The sequence below is a fragment of the Hydrogenophaga sp. GW456-12-10-14-TSB4 genome, assembly GCF_059424305.1.
The window spans coordinates 56,318-71,098 of the sequence record NZ_JBWKZH010000005.1 but is presented as its reverse complement, the minus strand read 5'-3'; the positions used below and the strand labels follow the sequence as shown (position 1 = coordinate 71,098).

At 64.1% G+C, this 14,781-nt stretch carries 11 protein-coding genes and 1 pseudogene; 5 read left to right on the top strand and 7 right to left on the bottom strand.

What is annotated here, in order from left to right; translation table 11 throughout:
* The first annotated feature begins 394 nt into the window (after positions 1-394).
* On the top strand, positions 395-2,380 hold the full coding sequence (locus AC07ZS_RS04235) for a relaxase/mobilization nuclease domain-containing protein (protein WP_494797385.1): 1,986 nt from the start codon (positions 395-397) through the stop codon (positions 2,378-2,380).
* 617 nt (positions 2,381-2,997) lie between these two features.
* Here AC07ZS_RS04235 and AC07ZS_RS04230 read toward each other — a convergent pair.
* The 6 genes from AC07ZS_RS04230 to gcvA all read right to left on the bottom strand — a co-directional run bounded on the left by AC07ZS_RS04230 (position 2,998) and on the right by gcvA (position 9,311).
* Positions 2,998-3,648, bottom strand: coding sequence for a helix-turn-helix domain-containing protein (locus AC07ZS_RS04230; RefSeq protein ID WP_494797384.1), 651 nt, complete (start codon positions 3,646-3,648; stop codon positions 2,998-3,000).
* 153 nt (positions 3,649-3,801) lie between these two features.
* Entirely contained in the window at positions 3,802-4,899 is a 1,098-nt protein-coding gene (locus AC07ZS_RS04225) for an acyl-CoA dehydrogenase family protein (protein WP_494797383.1), read from the bottom strand.
* An 8-nt stretch (positions 4,900-4,907) separates the two neighbouring features.
* The gene (locus tag AC07ZS_RS04220; protein ID WP_494797382.1) at positions 4,908-6,089 is read right to left on the bottom strand and encodes an acyl-CoA dehydrogenase family protein; all 1,182 of its coding nucleotides are present in this window, start codon (positions 6,087-6,089) and stop codon (positions 4,908-4,910) included.
* A 58-nt stretch (positions 6,090-6,147) separates the two neighbouring features.
* On the bottom strand, positions 6,148-6,891 hold the full coding sequence (locus AC07ZS_RS04215) for an enoyl-CoA hydratase-related protein (protein WP_494797381.1): 744 nt from the start codon (positions 6,889-6,891) through the stop codon (positions 6,148-6,150).
* A gap of 85 nt (positions 6,892-6,976) precedes the next feature.
* Positions 6,977-7,960 carry a Bug family tripartite tricarboxylate transporter substrate binding protein gene (locus AC07ZS_RS04210; RefSeq protein ID WP_494797380.1) on the bottom strand — a complete coding sequence of 328 codons (984 nt, stop codon included), beginning with the start codon at positions 7,958-7,960 and terminating at the stop codon, positions 6,977-6,979.
* A gap of 457 nt (positions 7,961-8,417) precedes the next feature.
* Positions 8,418-9,311 carry a transcriptional regulator GcvA gene (gene gcvA / locus AC07ZS_RS04205; protein ID WP_494797379.1) on the bottom strand — a complete coding sequence of 298 codons (894 nt, stop codon included), beginning with the start codon at positions 9,309-9,311 and terminating at the stop codon, positions 8,418-8,420.
* Between the two features lie 102 nt (positions 9,312-9,413).
* On the opposite strand from gcvA, the gene AC07ZS_RS04200 reads away from it, so the two are divergent.
* The 4 genes and pseudogenes from AC07ZS_RS04200 (at position 9,414) to AC07ZS_RS04185 (ending at position 13,933) form a co-directional block, all read left to right on the top strand.
* A complete protein-coding gene (locus AC07ZS_RS04200) occupies positions 9,414-10,628 on the top strand; it encodes a CaiB/BaiF CoA transferase family protein (RefSeq protein WP_494797378.1) in 1,215 nt (404 codons plus the stop codon).
* A pseudogene (locus AC07ZS_RS04195) lies at positions 10,625-11,749 on the top strand (acyl-CoA dehydrogenase family protein); the annotation flags it as partial. The gene AC07ZS_RS04200 and the pseudogene AC07ZS_RS04195, both read left to right, overlap by 4 nt.
* A gap of 96 nt (positions 11,750-11,845) precedes the next feature.
* Complete coding sequence (gene acuI / locus AC07ZS_RS04190; RefSeq protein WP_494797476.1) at positions 11,846-12,832, top strand: acrylyl-CoA reductase (NADPH); 987 nt, start codon at positions 11,846-11,848, stop codon at positions 12,830-12,832.
* A gap of 132 nt (positions 12,833-12,964) precedes the next feature.
* Positions 12,965-13,933: a tripartite tricarboxylate transporter substrate binding protein gene (locus AC07ZS_RS04185; protein WP_494797377.1), complete on the top strand. Its 969-nt coding sequence runs from the start codon at positions 12,965-12,967 to the stop codon at positions 13,931-13,933.
* Positions 13,934-13,976: 43 nt separating this feature from the next.
* On the opposite strand, the gene AC07ZS_RS04180 is transcribed toward AC07ZS_RS04185, so the two are convergent.
* Positions 13,977-14,777 carry an IclR family transcriptional regulator domain-containing protein gene (locus AC07ZS_RS04180; RefSeq protein WP_494797376.1) on the bottom strand — a complete coding sequence of 267 codons (801 nt, stop codon included), beginning with the start codon at positions 14,775-14,777 and terminating at the stop codon, positions 13,977-13,979.
* Positions 14,778-14,781 lie beyond the last annotated feature (4 nt).

The following is a 14,781-nucleotide window of genomic DNA, read 5'->3' as shown; positions in this document are numbered from 1 at the left end:
CGTTCTGCTGGCTGCCACCGTGTCATCGCGCGTGCAGCGCGGGTGCATTCGCACCGCACTTCGCGCTGCCTCCGGAGCGGCTGTCCAACGTGCAGGTGTCTTGCCTCGAACGCGCCCGGCCTGCGGCCGTGTCCGCGTTCGCCGGCGCGCTGGCTGCTCACGCAGCAGCGCCGCCGGGCCGCCGCTGCCCCGAGCGTCAGCGAGGGGCAAAGGCGGAAGGCAAGACAAAAGGGGGCGGCCCCTGTCGGCCCGCAAACCCAGTCTGCACGTGGGGGTGGCGCGGCACGGAGCGGCTTCGCCGCCGTGCCGCGCAGGAAGCGAAGCCCCCGCCCATGCAGGCATGTCCGCGTGCTTCGCACGACCGGGCATGCCAGAGCTTGCAGGGAGCGCAGCCATGAGCGACCGCCGCGACGATGATTTCCGCATCCGCCCCAGCACCCTGAAGAACCGGGGTAAGGGCCAGGGCCAGGGCTTCGTCTCCAAGGTGCTCAAGCAGGCTGGCAAGGCAAGCAGCGGCAAGTCCTCGGTGCGCCGCCCGGCATCGGCGCGTGGCACCGGCCAGCGGCCTGGCTCACGGCTGGGGCGTGGCCACACGGCGGCGCGCTTCGCGGGCGCAAAGCGGACGCCCATGTCGCGGCGCGTGACCATCAAGACGCTGCTGGTCAACCAGCGTCAATCCAGCCCGCAGTCGCTCGCCAAGCACCTGCGCTACATTGAGCGCGACGGCGTGGGCCGCGATGGTGAACCGGGTCGGGCCTACGGGCCGCAGACCGACGAAACCGACCTCGATGCGTTCAAGGAACGCTGCACAGACGACCGGCACCATTTCCGCTTCATCCTCTCGCCCGAGGATGGTGCGGAGTTGGAAGACTTGCGCACCTACACGCGGCACCTCATGGGCCGCATGGAGGCCGATCTGGCCACGCGGCTGGAATGGGTGGCCGTCGATCACTGGAACACCGACAACCCGCACACCCACATCGTCGTGCGAGGGCGCGACGACACCGGCAAAGACCTCATCATTTCGGCTGACTACATCGCCGATGGCTTCCGCCATCGCGCCGCCGAGCTGGCGACCGAATGGCTGGGGCTGCGCACCGAGCGGGAGATCCAGCAGACCTTGCAGCGCGAGGTGGAGCAAGAGCGGTGGACGAGCCTGGATCGCACGCTCAAGCGCGAGTTTGGCGATGATGGCTTGGTGCATGTCGAACGCTTCAACGAACCGCAGCTGCAACGCCAGCGCCTGCTGCTGATCGGCCGCCTGCAACGCTTGCAGCGCCTGGGCCTGGCTGACGAGATGAAGCCCGGCACGTGGGCCGTCCATGCCGACACCGAGAAGACCTTGCGCGCATTGGGCGAGCGTGGCGACATCATCCGCACCGTGCAGCGGGCCATGCGCGGCGAGCCGCGCGAGTTGGCGGTGTTCGAGCCGGGTGACGACGGCCGAACCATTCTCGGCCGCGTGGCCGCCAAGGGGCTGGCCGACGAACTGCGCGACCGGGGCTATCTGGTCATCGATGGTGTGGACGGCAAGGCCCACTACGTCGCGCTAAACGCCCGCGACGAGCTGGCGAACTATCCGGCTGGTGCCGTGGTGGAGGTGACGGGATCGGCCGATGTGCGCGCGGCCGACAGGAACATCGCCGCGCTGGCGAGCGACGGCTTGTATCGCACCGACCATCACCTCGCCATCGCGCAGGGCCAGGTCATGCCGGACCGGGACCCGCAAGAGGGCGTGGCGGCTCACGTTCGCCGGCTTGAAGCCCTGCGCCGTGCGGGCATCGTGGAACGCGTCGCTGAAGGGCTATGGAAGGTGCCGGACGACCTGCCCGAGCAGGGCCGCCGCTACGACGCGCAGCGCATGGGCGGCGTGGCGGTGGAGCTGAAATCGCACCTGCCCATCGAGCGGCAAGCCCGCGTCATCGGCACCACCTGGCTCGACCATCAGTTGATCGGAGGAGGCAAGGGGTTGGGCGACCTAGGCTTTGGCGGCGAGGCGAAGCAGGCCATGCAGCAGCGCGCGGACTTCCTGGCCGAACAGGGGCTGGTCCAGCGGCGTGGGCATCGCGTGATCTTGGCGCGCAACCTGTTGGTCACGCTGCGTAGTCGCGAACTGGCGCAGGCCGCGAAGGACATTGCCGCCGAGACGGGCCTGGAACACCGCCCGGTGGCCGACGGCCAGCGCGTGGCGGGCATCTATCGGCGCAGTGTCATGCTCGTCAGTGGGCGTTACGCGATGCTCGATGACGGCATGGGATTCAGCTTGGTGCCGTGGAAACCCATACTCGCGCAGCGGCTAGGGCAACACGTGAACGCCATAGTACGAGGTCGCAATGTTTCATGGCAATTTGAACGACAACGCGGACCTATCATTGAATAGTTTCCTGTTTGTCTGCTGCAGAAGAGGCGTTCCATCCAATGTCCCTCACATTGGCTTCGATCATGTTCGAGTGGGCAGCGATATGTCGTCGCGACTCAAGACCTGCGCATCACGGACGCGCACGAAATAGGTGCTTCGGGGGCACGCCGTAGCTGTTGCCGCGCTTCACCATACCGATCGCCACCCGCGCATCGATCGATTTAGCGACGCTGTCATGCGTGGACCATTGAACCGATCGCGAGGACACTTCATCAATCCATGCGGCTAATCGAAGTTCTCATAGCTTCGTATCGTCGGCGCATGAGCACGTCGAATCCCCTCGATCGCAGCGTTGGAGACACTGTCTTGCCCGAGCGGGCCAGATGGACGGTGAGAGGCGTCTGCGTGTCACCCGCCGGGGCCTGCGGAACAGCGGACGCTTTGAACCACTCGACGTGGAGGGTTGACGGTGACCGGGCCCGACGATGTGGCCGGCCCACTCGCACGGCGCGGAGCAGCGGTTGCGCGCGGCTGCCGCCAGGCAAGTGCTGCTGGCCCGGGCCAGCCGCTCGACGTAGCCATTGAAGGAGGGCTGGCATGGACATGAGGTGAGGCAGCGCAACATACTTACATTGCGCTCAAATAGGGCCGATATCAAGGATGTGCCCAATCCTGTGTGCCTCTTCGTGCAAACGGGCGACGGCTTCTTGCACTCTGCGATCGTCAGCGAACTCTTCCGATTCGGCGGAAACGCCCAATGCGAGGGTGCGCCCCAGAGCACTAGGCATCCGAACGGCCAACGAAGTTTGAGATCCATTGGGGTAGTGCAAGATTGCAAAAGTCTCTTGGATCGGTATAGATAGAGCATTGGCCAGCGCGCTTTCGGCCGGCAGTATGCTGCCCACGCGCAAATTCGCCACATGCAGCCGCCTGCGCTCGGCAGGCGCCAGTGCACGAGCAATGATCAGAACCCCGCTATCGCAGGATTCCCCGATATTTGAAGTTCCAGAGAATGCATCTGCCAGCGACTGCACGGTGGTCTGCACCGTCTCCGATATTCCCGAACTTTCCAGCGCGGCGAAACCGATCTCCAGCACCCTGCTCGTCAATCGCCATTGGCTCTCGTGCCGAGCAACATAGCCCTCCTCCTCCAGAGTAAGCAGGAATCTCAGAACCGTTGCATGAGGAAGAGCGGTTGCCTTACATAACTCCGAGAGCGATGGACGCGCATGGCCCCGGAAGGCCCTCAGCAAGGCGAGGCATCGTTGGATAGACCGGTTGGTTTTCATCGGTTTGGAATAGAAGCGCTGTCGGATACCAATTTTAGGAGCGCGCCGCAGCGCCGACGTCCTCGGCAGACGTCGGCGCATGCGATGTCGTCCTTATGGGAGCAACGTCCTGACTATTCCGCTCCGCTCGCCCCGTGCTTCCGGGGCGCTGCCTCACTGACAGGTAGCGGATATCTGGCCCAGATGGTAGGCGGTGTCGCCAAAGGTCATCTCCAGCTGCGTCAGGCGCTTGAAATAGTGGCTCACCACGCACTCGTCCGTCATGCCGATGCCGCCATGCAACTGGACCCCCTGCTGGCCGATGAATCGCATGGAGTTGCCCAGCTGGTACTTGGCGCGCGAGACGGCAAAGTGTCGCTCCTCGGGCGAGTCGTTGAGCTTCAAGGTGGCCAGATAGCTCATGGACCGTGCCAGTTCAAGCTGTGTCTTCATATCGGCGACCCGGTGCCGAAGCGCCTGGAAGCTGGCCAATGGCACACCGAACTGCTTGCGCACGTTGAGATATGCCAGGACTTCGGCAAGCATCGCCTCCATCACGCCGACGCCTTGCGCGCATATGCATGCGATCCCTAGATCCACGGCCGCCTGCAGCGCCCGATATCCGTCCTCGGTGATGAGATGCCCCGTGGCGTCATGGAGCGCAAGATGGGCGACGCGGGCGCCATCCAGGGTCCTGTAGCTGTCGAGGGCAACGCCGGGGTCGTTCCGATCAACCCAGAAAAGCGCCATGCCTTGCGCCGTGCGGCCGGGAACGATGAAGGCATCTGCTTCGTCTCCGGCTGCCACCAGGGACTTATGCCCCTCCAAGCGCCAATGCGTTCCTGTTTCGTCTGGCGTGGCGGTGGTCGTGCACGACGAAAGCTCGTATCTCGCGCCAGGCTCTTGGTAGGCCAGTACGGCGAGGCTGGAGCCTGAAGCGATATTTTCCCGCCAGATGGCCGCCTGCGGCGCCGTGGACTGGGCCAATACCCAACTGCACAGGAAGGCATGCATCAAGGGCTCCAGCACGATGCCGCGCCCCACCTCCTCCATCACGACCATCATCTCGACCGGCCCCAGCCCCATTCCCCCGTCTTCTTCTCCAAAAAGAAGCGCGGGAAGCCCAAGCGCCGCGAGTTCGGCGTAGACCTCCTTAGAGAAGCCAGTCGATCTTTCGATTTGCCGCCGCCGCTCGAACGTATAGCTGCGCCGCACCCAGTTGCCGACGGCCTCGCGCAATTGATCCTGTTCGGATGAAAAATCAAAATCCATGGTTGTTCCTAACCCAGCAAGGCCTGGGCGATGATGTTGCGTTGAATTTCGTTGGAGCCGCCGTAGATGGTCGTCTTGCGCAGATTGAAGTACGTCCCGGCCAGCGGCGCGTGGGTGCGGTCGCCCTCGGGATAGCTTCCGGCCCAATCGATATCCAACGCTTCCTCGATAATGGGCAGCGCGGAAGGGCCTGCCGCCAGCATCATCAGTTCGCTGTATCTTTGCTGGATTTCACTGCCCCGGATCTTGAGCAGGCCTGCAATGTCTAGCGCTTTCTTGCCGGACCTTTCTGCAGAGAGAACCCGCAGCACCAGGATTTCCAGCGCCTGTATCTCCACCTCCAATTTTGTGATTTCATCGCGAAACCGGAAGTCATCTAGCAGATTCTGTTTTCTAGCGATGCGCCTGAGCCGTCCCAGTTCGCGCTTTGCCCTTGCAACCTCGGCAATGTTCGAACGCTCATGCGCAAGCAGATGCTTGGCATAGGTCCAGCCGTGGTTTTCTTCCCCGACCAAATTTTCCACGGGGACTTCGACGTTGTCGAACCAGACCTCATTGACCTCGAAGTCGCCATCCAACAGTTTGATGGGGCGCACGGTCACGCCGGGCGACTTCATGTCGATGAGCAGGAAGCTGATGCCGCTTTGCGGCTTTCCGTCGAATTTCGTGCGGACCAGACAGAAAATCCACTCGCCATACTGGGCCAGCGTCGTCCATATTTTCTGTCCATTGACGATATAAACGTCACCCTTGCGTTCGGCCCTGGTTTTCAGCGATGCGAGATCCGAGCCGGAGCCCGGCTCGCTGTATCCCTGGCTCCACCATACTTCGCCCGACGCGATGCCCGGCAGAAATCGCGCCTGCTGCGCCCGGTTGCCGAAAGCCATGATCACCGGAGCCACCATGACCGGACCATAGGGAATCAGGCGGGGCGCCCCGGCCAACGCACATTCCTCTTCGAAGAGATGCCGCTCGATAATGCTCCAGCCCGGGCCGCCAAATTCCTCGGGCCAGCGGTAGGTCAGCCACCCCTTCTTGCCAAGGATCTTGTGCCAGCCTTGCATGTCCTCGCGGGACAGGCGCCATCCATTGTGAACCTTCTCGGCCGTCGAGGCCGGCAGATTTTCTCGGATCCACAGCCGGACTTCTTCACGAAATTTTTCCTCTTGTTCGGTATATTCGAGGTTCATTGTTTAATTCCAATCATGATGCTTTTCTTCACGAATCGGCCCCGGCGAGCCCCGGGGTTCAACGTCGGCTCGATTTGTTGAGAAATGATTTGAAAATGGCTTGCGTGGCTTCGCTATTGATCAGTTTGGCGAAATTTCGCACCTCGTCGTCGAGTGCGGCTTGAACCGCGGCTTTGTCGCCCCGCGCCAGCATATTCTTGGTGGTGCGCAGTGATACACCCGGCAGCTGGCTCAGTTTTTTCGCGGTCGCACGCGCCATGTCGAGAGCCTGCCCCTGAGGCGCGGCGGCAGTCAGAAGGCCCGCGGCGAGCGCCTCGTCGCAGTCGAAAAAGCGAGCACTCATGAGCCAGTCGCGTGCCTTTCTCGGCCCCACTACACGCTCCAGCAAATGACTCGATGCGCCTTCGGGGCAAAGGCCAAGTTCCACGAATGGCATCCGAAATCTGGAACTTTGGCCGGCATAGACAAAATCGCAATGCAGCAGCATGGTCGTGCCAATCCCTACAGCAAAGCCCTCAACCGCAGCAACGACGGGGATTTCGATGCTGGCCAATTTGCGCAGAAACACCACGGCAGGTGAATCTCCTTCGCCTCGCTTTTCCTGAAAATCTCCTATGTCCGCGCCTACCGTGAAATGGTCGCCTTCCCCATGAATAATGATTGCATTGCATTCCGCTGTTTTTTGAATTTCATCCAATGCATCTGCAAGCTGCTGGTACATGGCTCGGCTGAGCGCATTGCGCTTTTCGGGGCGGGAGATCTTCAATTCCAAGACCCCATTTTCAAACTTCTTGTCAATCACTGCGTTTCCTATCAATCCGTGCGCGAGCGGTTTTTCAATCCTGACCGCTTGCTTGTGTGGAATTATTTGTTTGCTGATTTGACCGTTATCCGATGGAGATATTGGCGGACTTGATGAGCTTTCTCCATTTTTCGGTTTCCGTAGCGATGAAGCGTGCAAATGCTTCAGGATCCGCGCCGGAAACAATGCCGCCCATTTCCTCCAGTTTTACTGTTATTTCTGGCATGGCGAGTATTGCGCGTATTTCGGCATGGAGTTTTTCGATAATGAACTTTGGCGTGCCGGTACGCAGCATGACGCCGAACCACCCCGTAATCGCGTAATCGGGGATACCTGCTTCCACCATCGTCGGCACATTGGGGAGCATGGGGGAGCGTTTGGAACTGGTGACGGCCAGCGCTCGCAATTTGCCCGTCTTGACGAGTTGAAGCGCGGAAGGCAGGTTGTCGAACATCATGGGCACATGGCCCGCCATGGTGTCGTTGAGCCCTGGCGCACTGCCCTTGTAAGCGACGTGGGTCAAGCGCATTTTGGCCTTTGCCGCGAACAGCTCGCCGGCCAGATGCAGCGATGTGCCAGCACCGGGCGTCGCATAACTCAAGGGCGCATTTTGGCGGGTGCTATAGGCAATCAGGTCCTGCACCGATTTGATCGGTAGCGCTGGATTGATCACCAGCACATTGGGCACTTCCAGGAGCAGGGTCACCGGGGCCAGATCCTTGATTGGATCGAAGGAAAGATTGGGATACAGCGAGGGGTTTACCGAGATGGGACCAATATTGCCCATGAGCATGGTGTAGCCGTTGGCTTGCTGTTTCGCCACGTGGTCCGTGCCGATGTTGCCGCCCGCACCAGGCTTGTTTTCGATCACGATTGGCTGCCCCAAGCGCTCGCCGAGTTTTATGGCAATGACCCTGGCCAGCATGTCGGTGGTGCCCCCTGGAGGGTATGGCACGACCCATTTGATGGGTTGGCTCGGCCAGTTGTCGGCATGCGAAACCAAATGATGCAGCGCTGGCAGGGCAAGAGCCGAGCGAAGCACAGAGCGACGTGAAGCAACGTACGTCATATGTCTCCTGAATGGTGATGAGTTTCCAGTTAAGTTCACTAGATGAACACTCAATTCATCGAGTGAACATGATCATCATTCGGGCACACTCATATGTCAAGAGTGGAAAGCCCCGAGTCGGCATAGGAAGTGTCTTCGTCAGCAAAGCAAAGGAGCCGCCGGCCCACGCACGAGCCTGCTTGGATTGAGGCATGAGTAGTGCCATCCGAATGCGGGGTGCCAATATGCTGCCCCCGAATGAGGGCGGAGCCTTCGTGTGTTCCAGACGAACCGGAGGGCGGACGGCTAAATCCCAGCCGCGAAGGTCTTGGCGGCACCGGGGGAGAGAAGGATCACTGCTGACGTGTCGTCATCGTGACTAGGATCTGGACTGCGCGGCCAGTGACGGGCTTCCTGTTCGCGATTCGGTTCGCCATGTGCGAGCGCAGTGTGCGGAGGGCGTGCGCGAGCACACAGCTCACCGGCCTTCGTCGAAGCGCGAGCCCTGCTCCAGCAGCCATTCGCAGAAAGTCTTAACCACCGGATCGTGCTGGCGCTCGGTGCGCGTGATGACGAAATAGCCGGGGGTGGTGAGCACCTTGTCGCCGAACGGCGCCACGAGCTGCCCCGAGGCCAGGTCGGGCGCGACCAGCGGCGAATAGCCCATGGCCACGCCGATGCCGTCGATGGCCGCCTGCAGGCAGAAGTACAGGTGCTCCAACTCCAGCGACTGCGCGGGCACCACACGGCTGTGGTGCGCGATGGCCAGCCAGTCGTCCCAGGCCGTGCGCCGCGCCGGGCAGTGCAGGATGGTGTGCTGCGCCAGGTCGGCGATGCGCGTGAGCGGCACGCGCTCGAGCAGCGACGGCGCACACACGGGAAATGCCGTTTCCGACAACACGCGTACCTTGTGCAGACCCGTGACCTCATGCGGCTCGCGGCGGATCACCACGTCAATGTTCGCGGGCAGGCGGCTCATGGGCTCAAGCCCGGTGGAGATTTGCACCTCGATGTGCGGGTACAGCGCCCGGAACTGGGCTAGCCGCGGGAACAGCCAGCGCATGGTGAAGGTGGGCAGCGCGTTCACACGCAGCACCTCGTGTGTGCTGATGCGCCGTGACGCAGCCGCAATGGCCGCCAGCGCCGGACTGATCGAGTCCAGGTACAGCCGCCCCTGATCGGTCAGCGCCACCGACTTGCCCTGGCGCAGGAACAGCGGCACGCCCAGCCAGCCTTCCAGAGCCTTGATCTGGTGGCTTACCGCGCCATGCGTGACCGACAGCTCGTCCGCCGCCTTCGAGAAGCTCAGCAGCCGGCCCGCCGCTTCGAAGGCGCGGATCGATCCCAGTGGGGGCAGGCGGCGCAAGGCCATGATGTGAGGTTTTCTAACAAGAAAGGGCAGTTTATATCGTTTGATACCTCAGTTTGCCGGTGATGGAATGTGAGCGTTACTCAATTTTGGAGATCCCAACGCATGCTTTCTCAAAAACGCATCCTCGACCTGAGTTGGGTGCTCGGCGGCCCCTTTGCGGGCCAATTGCTGGCGCAGTTGGGCGCCGAGGTCATCAAGGTGGAAGCACTGGATGGCGACTTGGCGCGCCGCGTGCCGCCGGTGTCCGACACGCAGGACTCGCCCTTCTTCCTGTCCGTCAACCGGGGCAAGCGCAGCATCGCGCTGGAACTGAAGTCGCCTGGCGGCCGGCTGGCGCTGCATGACTTGGTGCGCGAGGCAGACGCCGTGATCTACGGCTTTGCGCCCGCCGTGCCTGCTCGGTTGGGGCTGGACTTCGCCAGCCTGAGCGCCATCAACTCGCGCATCGTGGTCGCGCAGATCATCGGCCTGCACGACGAGGGCGAGTGGGCCAACGCGCCCGCGTTCGACCTGATGCTGCAGGCCCTGTCCGGCGTGATGAGCATCACCGGCGAAGAGGGCGGCAAGCCCGTGCGTGTGGGCTACCAAGTGGCCGATCTCGCGGGCGGACTGTACCTGGCGCTGGCCACGGTTGCGGCGCTGGTCAAGGCCCTGGGCACCAGGCGCGGTGAGCATGTGCAGGTCTCGCTTTACGACGCGCAGATCGCCATGCTCACCTGGCAGGCCCAGGGCTGGCTCAGTGGCGGCCCGGTGCCGCGCGCGACCGGAGCTCGGCACGGCATGATCGCGCCCAGCGACACCTATCTCGCGGCCGACGGCAAATGGATTGCGCTGGCGCCCACCGGTGAGGCGTTCTGGCGCAAGCTGTGCGATACGCTGGGCCGCCCAGCGCTGGCCGACGATCCGCGCTTTCATGACGCGGCCGCGCGCATCGCCAATATCCAGGCGTTGACGGCCGAGTTGGGCGCACTGGTCGCCACGCGGCCGTCCGCAGAATGGCTGGCGCTGTTTGCCGAGGCGCGCGTGCCGGCTTCACCGGTGCTCGGCGTAGATGAGGCGCTGCGCCACCCGCTGACGCGGGCGCGCCAGATGGTCGAGGATGTGCCGCGCCCCGGGGCGAATACGGGCGTGGAAATGATCGGCAATCCCTTCAAGTACTGCGGCACGCCGGTGCTGGACTATCCGCCCGCGCTGGCCGCCGACACTGCCGAGGTGCTGCAGCGCGTGGCCGGCTACACGCCCGCGCGCATTGCCGAGCTGGCCCAGGCCGGCGCCATACGTGTGTCCGGCAAGCCGGGCAGGGAGGCTTGGGCATGAGCACCCGCGACGCCCTCATCGAATCGCTGCCGTCCGAGGCCGCACCGGTGCTGGCCGCGCTGCGCCGCTTTGCCCAGACTAAGGTTGCGCCGCTGGCCGGCACCGGCCAGTGGGCGGGCCCCGCCATCCGCGACGCCTGTGTGCAGGGGCTGGCGGGCCTGGAAGTCCCCAAGGCCCTGGGCGGCCTGGGGCTGCCCTATACCGTGCGGGCTGCGGCGGTCGAGGCACTGGCGCGCGTGGACTTTGCGTTTGCATTTGCCTTCATCAACCACCATAACGCCATCCTGCGCATTGCCGAGAGCGCTGGCGCCGAGGCCCGGGCGCGCTACATCCCTGGCATGCTGCGCGGCGAGCTGATCGGCTGCACCGCCATGTCGGAGGCCGGCGCGGGCAGCGACTTCACGGCCATTGGCATGGCCGCGCGCAAGGTCGACGGCGGCTGGCGGCTCACGGGCGGCAAGCAGTGGATCGCCAATTCCGTGGGGGCCGAGGTGGCGCTGGTCTTTGCGCAGACCGATGCGCAGCTCGGCCCCGCGGGCATTGCCTGCTTCATCGTGCGGCTGGATGGGCCGGATTGCCGGCGCGTGGTCGATCAACCCTTGGATGGCCTGGAGTTGGCGGGCATCGCCGGCTTCGAGCTGCACGACAGTTTCGTGCCCGACAGCGACGTGCTCTACCCGCCCGGCCATGGCTTCAAGCTGGCGATGACGGGCGTGAACAAGGCGCGCGTGCATATCGCGGCCATGGCCTGCGGCCTGCTGCACAGCGCGCTGCAACAGGCCACGGCCTACTGCAGCGCACGAATGGTAGCGGGCCAGCCGGTGCTGAACCAGCAGGGCCTGCGCTGGTCGCTGGTCGATGTCTCGCTGGTGCACGACGCGCTGCGCCTGCTGACTCAGCGCGCCGCCGCGCTGATCGAGGCGCGCGCCGACGAGGCCGTGGAGGCCGCCGCCGCCGCCAAGCTCTACGCCGGCAACGAGAGCCTGGCTGCCATCGGGCAATGCATCCAGGCGCTGGGTGCACGCGGCATGACCGAGAGCCGGGGCCTGACTCGCAGCCTGCTCGCGGCCAAGGCGCTGTGCCTAGCCGATGGTGCGAGCGAAGTCATGCGCGAGCGCCTGGGCGCCTCGCTGGTGCAGCGCTATGCGCGTGACTGGCGCGATGACGTCCGCGCCGCGTCCGCTTCATCCCCATCTTCCAACCCCACTGCAACCGCCATGTTCCCCACCCTTTATTTGACTCGCTCCGACAGCGGCGCCACCCAGGCTGAGCTGCGTTCGCTGGCCATCGACGACCTGCCCGAAGGCGAAGTGCTGGTGCGCGTGAGCCACTCCACGCTGAACTACAAGGACGCGCTGGCCATCACCGGCAAGTCGCCCGTGGTGCGCAGCTTTCCCATGGTGCCGGGCATCGACTTCGTGGGCTCGGTGGAACGCAGCAGCGACCCGCGCTTTGTGCCCGGCGATGCCGTGGTGCTCAACGGCTGGGGCACGGGCGAGACGCGCTGGGGGGGGCTGACCGGCTACGCCACCACGCGCGCCGACTGGCTGGTGGCGCTGCCCGCGGGCATGACGGCACAGCAGGCCATGTCGATCGGCACGGCAGGCTACAGCGCCATGCTGTGCGTGATGGCGCTCGAAGCCCATGGCGCGCAGCCCGACGCGGGGCCAGTGCTGGTCACCGGCGCCAACGGCGGCGTGGGCAGCATCGCCATCGCGCTGCTGTCGCGGCTGGGCTATGCGGTGACGGCCTCCACCGGCCGGCCTGAGGAGGCCGCCCACCTGCAGTCGCTGGGCGCCAGCGGCATCATCGACCGCGCCGCGCTCTCCGGCCCCGGCAAGGCGCTGCAAAAGGAGAATTGGGCCGCCGCTATCGACGCCGTGGGCAGTCACACGCTGGCCAATGTGCTGGCCAGCATGCGCTACGGCGGCGTGGTGGCCGCCTGCGGACTGGCCCAGGGTATGGACCTGCCCGCCAGTGTGGCGCCCTTCATCCTGCGCGGCGTCACCCTCGCCGGGGTGGACAGCGTGTACGCCCCGCAGGCGCGCCGCCGCACGGCCTGGCAGCGCCTGGCTGCCGAGTTGCCCACCGAAGTCATTGCGCGCAACACCCGCGTGGTCGGGCTGGCCGAGGCGCTGGCCCTGGCGCCAGAGTTGCTCGCTGGCCGTGTGCGCGGGCGCGTAGTGGTCGATGTGAACCGCTGAGCCATGCCGCAATAAACATAACTGCTGGCGCTTATCACCATTGATTCTTGAAATGGAAAGCACCTGAAAACCTTTGGTAGTGAGCGCAAGAAGCTCACTTTTGATAACGAGAGATCCCAGCAACCAAATACCATGCAACACCAGACCTTTGTGCGCAGCCTGCTAGGCTGCGCCATCGCCACGTTCGCGCTCGGCGTCCAGGCACAGGGCAGCTACCCCAGCAAGCCCGTGCGGCTTATCGTGCCATTTCCGCCCGGCGGCTCGGTGGATTACGTGGCGCGCACCATCTCGCAGAAGTTCGCCGAGCACCTGGGCCAGAGCGTGGTGGTCGATAACCGCGGTGGCGCCTCCGGCACCATCGGCACCTACGAGGCCGCGCGTGCCGCGCCCGACGGCTACACGCTGCTGCTGGTGTTCGACTCGCACGCCGTCAATGCCAGCCTCTACGGCATCAAGTACGACACCTTCCATTCCTTCGACTACGTGAGCCTGATCGGCACCATGCCCATGGCGCTGGTCACATCCAAGAAATCGGGACTGACATCGCTGCAGGCCGTGATCGACACCGCCAAGGCGCAGCCCGGCAAGCTCAACTACGGTTCGTCGGGCGTAGGCGGCTCCAACCACCTCAACCCCGTGGCCTTCGCGCGCCAGGCCGGCGCTCAACTCACCCACGTGCCCTACAAGGGCGGCGGGCCCATGCTCACCGCGCTGCTGGGCGGCGAAGTGGACCTGGTCATCGGCAGCCTGCCCACCGTCGTCAACTACATCAAGGCCGGCCAGGTCAACGCGGTAGCCATCGGCAGCCCCGAGCCCGTGGTCCAGTTGCCCGGCGTGCCCACCATCGGCTCGGTCGTGCCAGGCTACACGGCGCAGTCGTGGATAGGCATGATGGTGCCCAAGGGTGTGCCGCGCCCGGTGTTCGAGCACATCCAGTCCGCGCTGCGCAAGACATTGGCCCAGCCGGCCGTCAAGGGCAGGATGGAGGCCGACGGTTTTCGCATCGTTAACAGCAGCCCGGCCGAGTTCGAAGACCAGGTGCGGCGCGAGTCCAGGCGGTGGGCTGAGATCATCCGAGCTGAACACATCCGGGTGGAGTGACCGCATGCAGCGCCTGATCTCCGAACAGGGCCTCCCTGCGCACTCAGAGCCCGCCCAGTCGCGCGGCGACTTCCTGCATGCGGTCCAGATAGCGCGGCTTCATCTCATGCGGCGCCGTGTAGCGCGGGCTGACGGTCACGCTCAGCGCAAGTTGTGCCGCGAATCCCTGCATCTTGACAGGCACCGCAATGCCCACCAGATCCAGTTCCACCTCCTGGTTGACGACCGCGAAACCGTCTTTTCGCACTTGGGTAAGAATGTCGCGCAGCGCGGCCTCTTCCGTCACTGTATGCGGCGTGATCCGCGGACGGGGCACCTGCACGAAATACTCGTCCAGCTCAGTCGCGCCCAGATGGGCAAGCAGCACCCGACCCAGCGACGTGCAGTGCGCCGGCAATCGGCTACCCATGCCCAGCGAGCGCTGCATCAGCCGGCGGCTTTGCGAACGCACCAGGTAGACCACGTCGCTCCAGTTGAGCATGGCCAGCGCGCAATTGGTGTGCACCGCATCGCCCAGCTCATCCAGCAAAGGCTGAGCACGCTGCACCAGATCGATGGACGAGAAGTAGGCGTGGCCAAGGTTCAGCACGCTCGCATCCAGCACGTACTTGGTGCCGTCGCGTCGCACCAAGTCCACGCATTCCAGCGTGTGTATGCAGCGACGCACGACCGCGCGGTCCAGCCCGGTGCGCCGCGCGATTTCCGCGCCGGAAGACGGACTTTTTCGCTCCGAGAACGCAAGCAGCACCTGCAATCCTCGGGCCAGTGAGAGCATGAAGTCGGGATCGCCCCGATGCTTCTGCGCTACTTGCTCCATGTTGTTGAAGGCTGCGGAATCCGCCATTGCT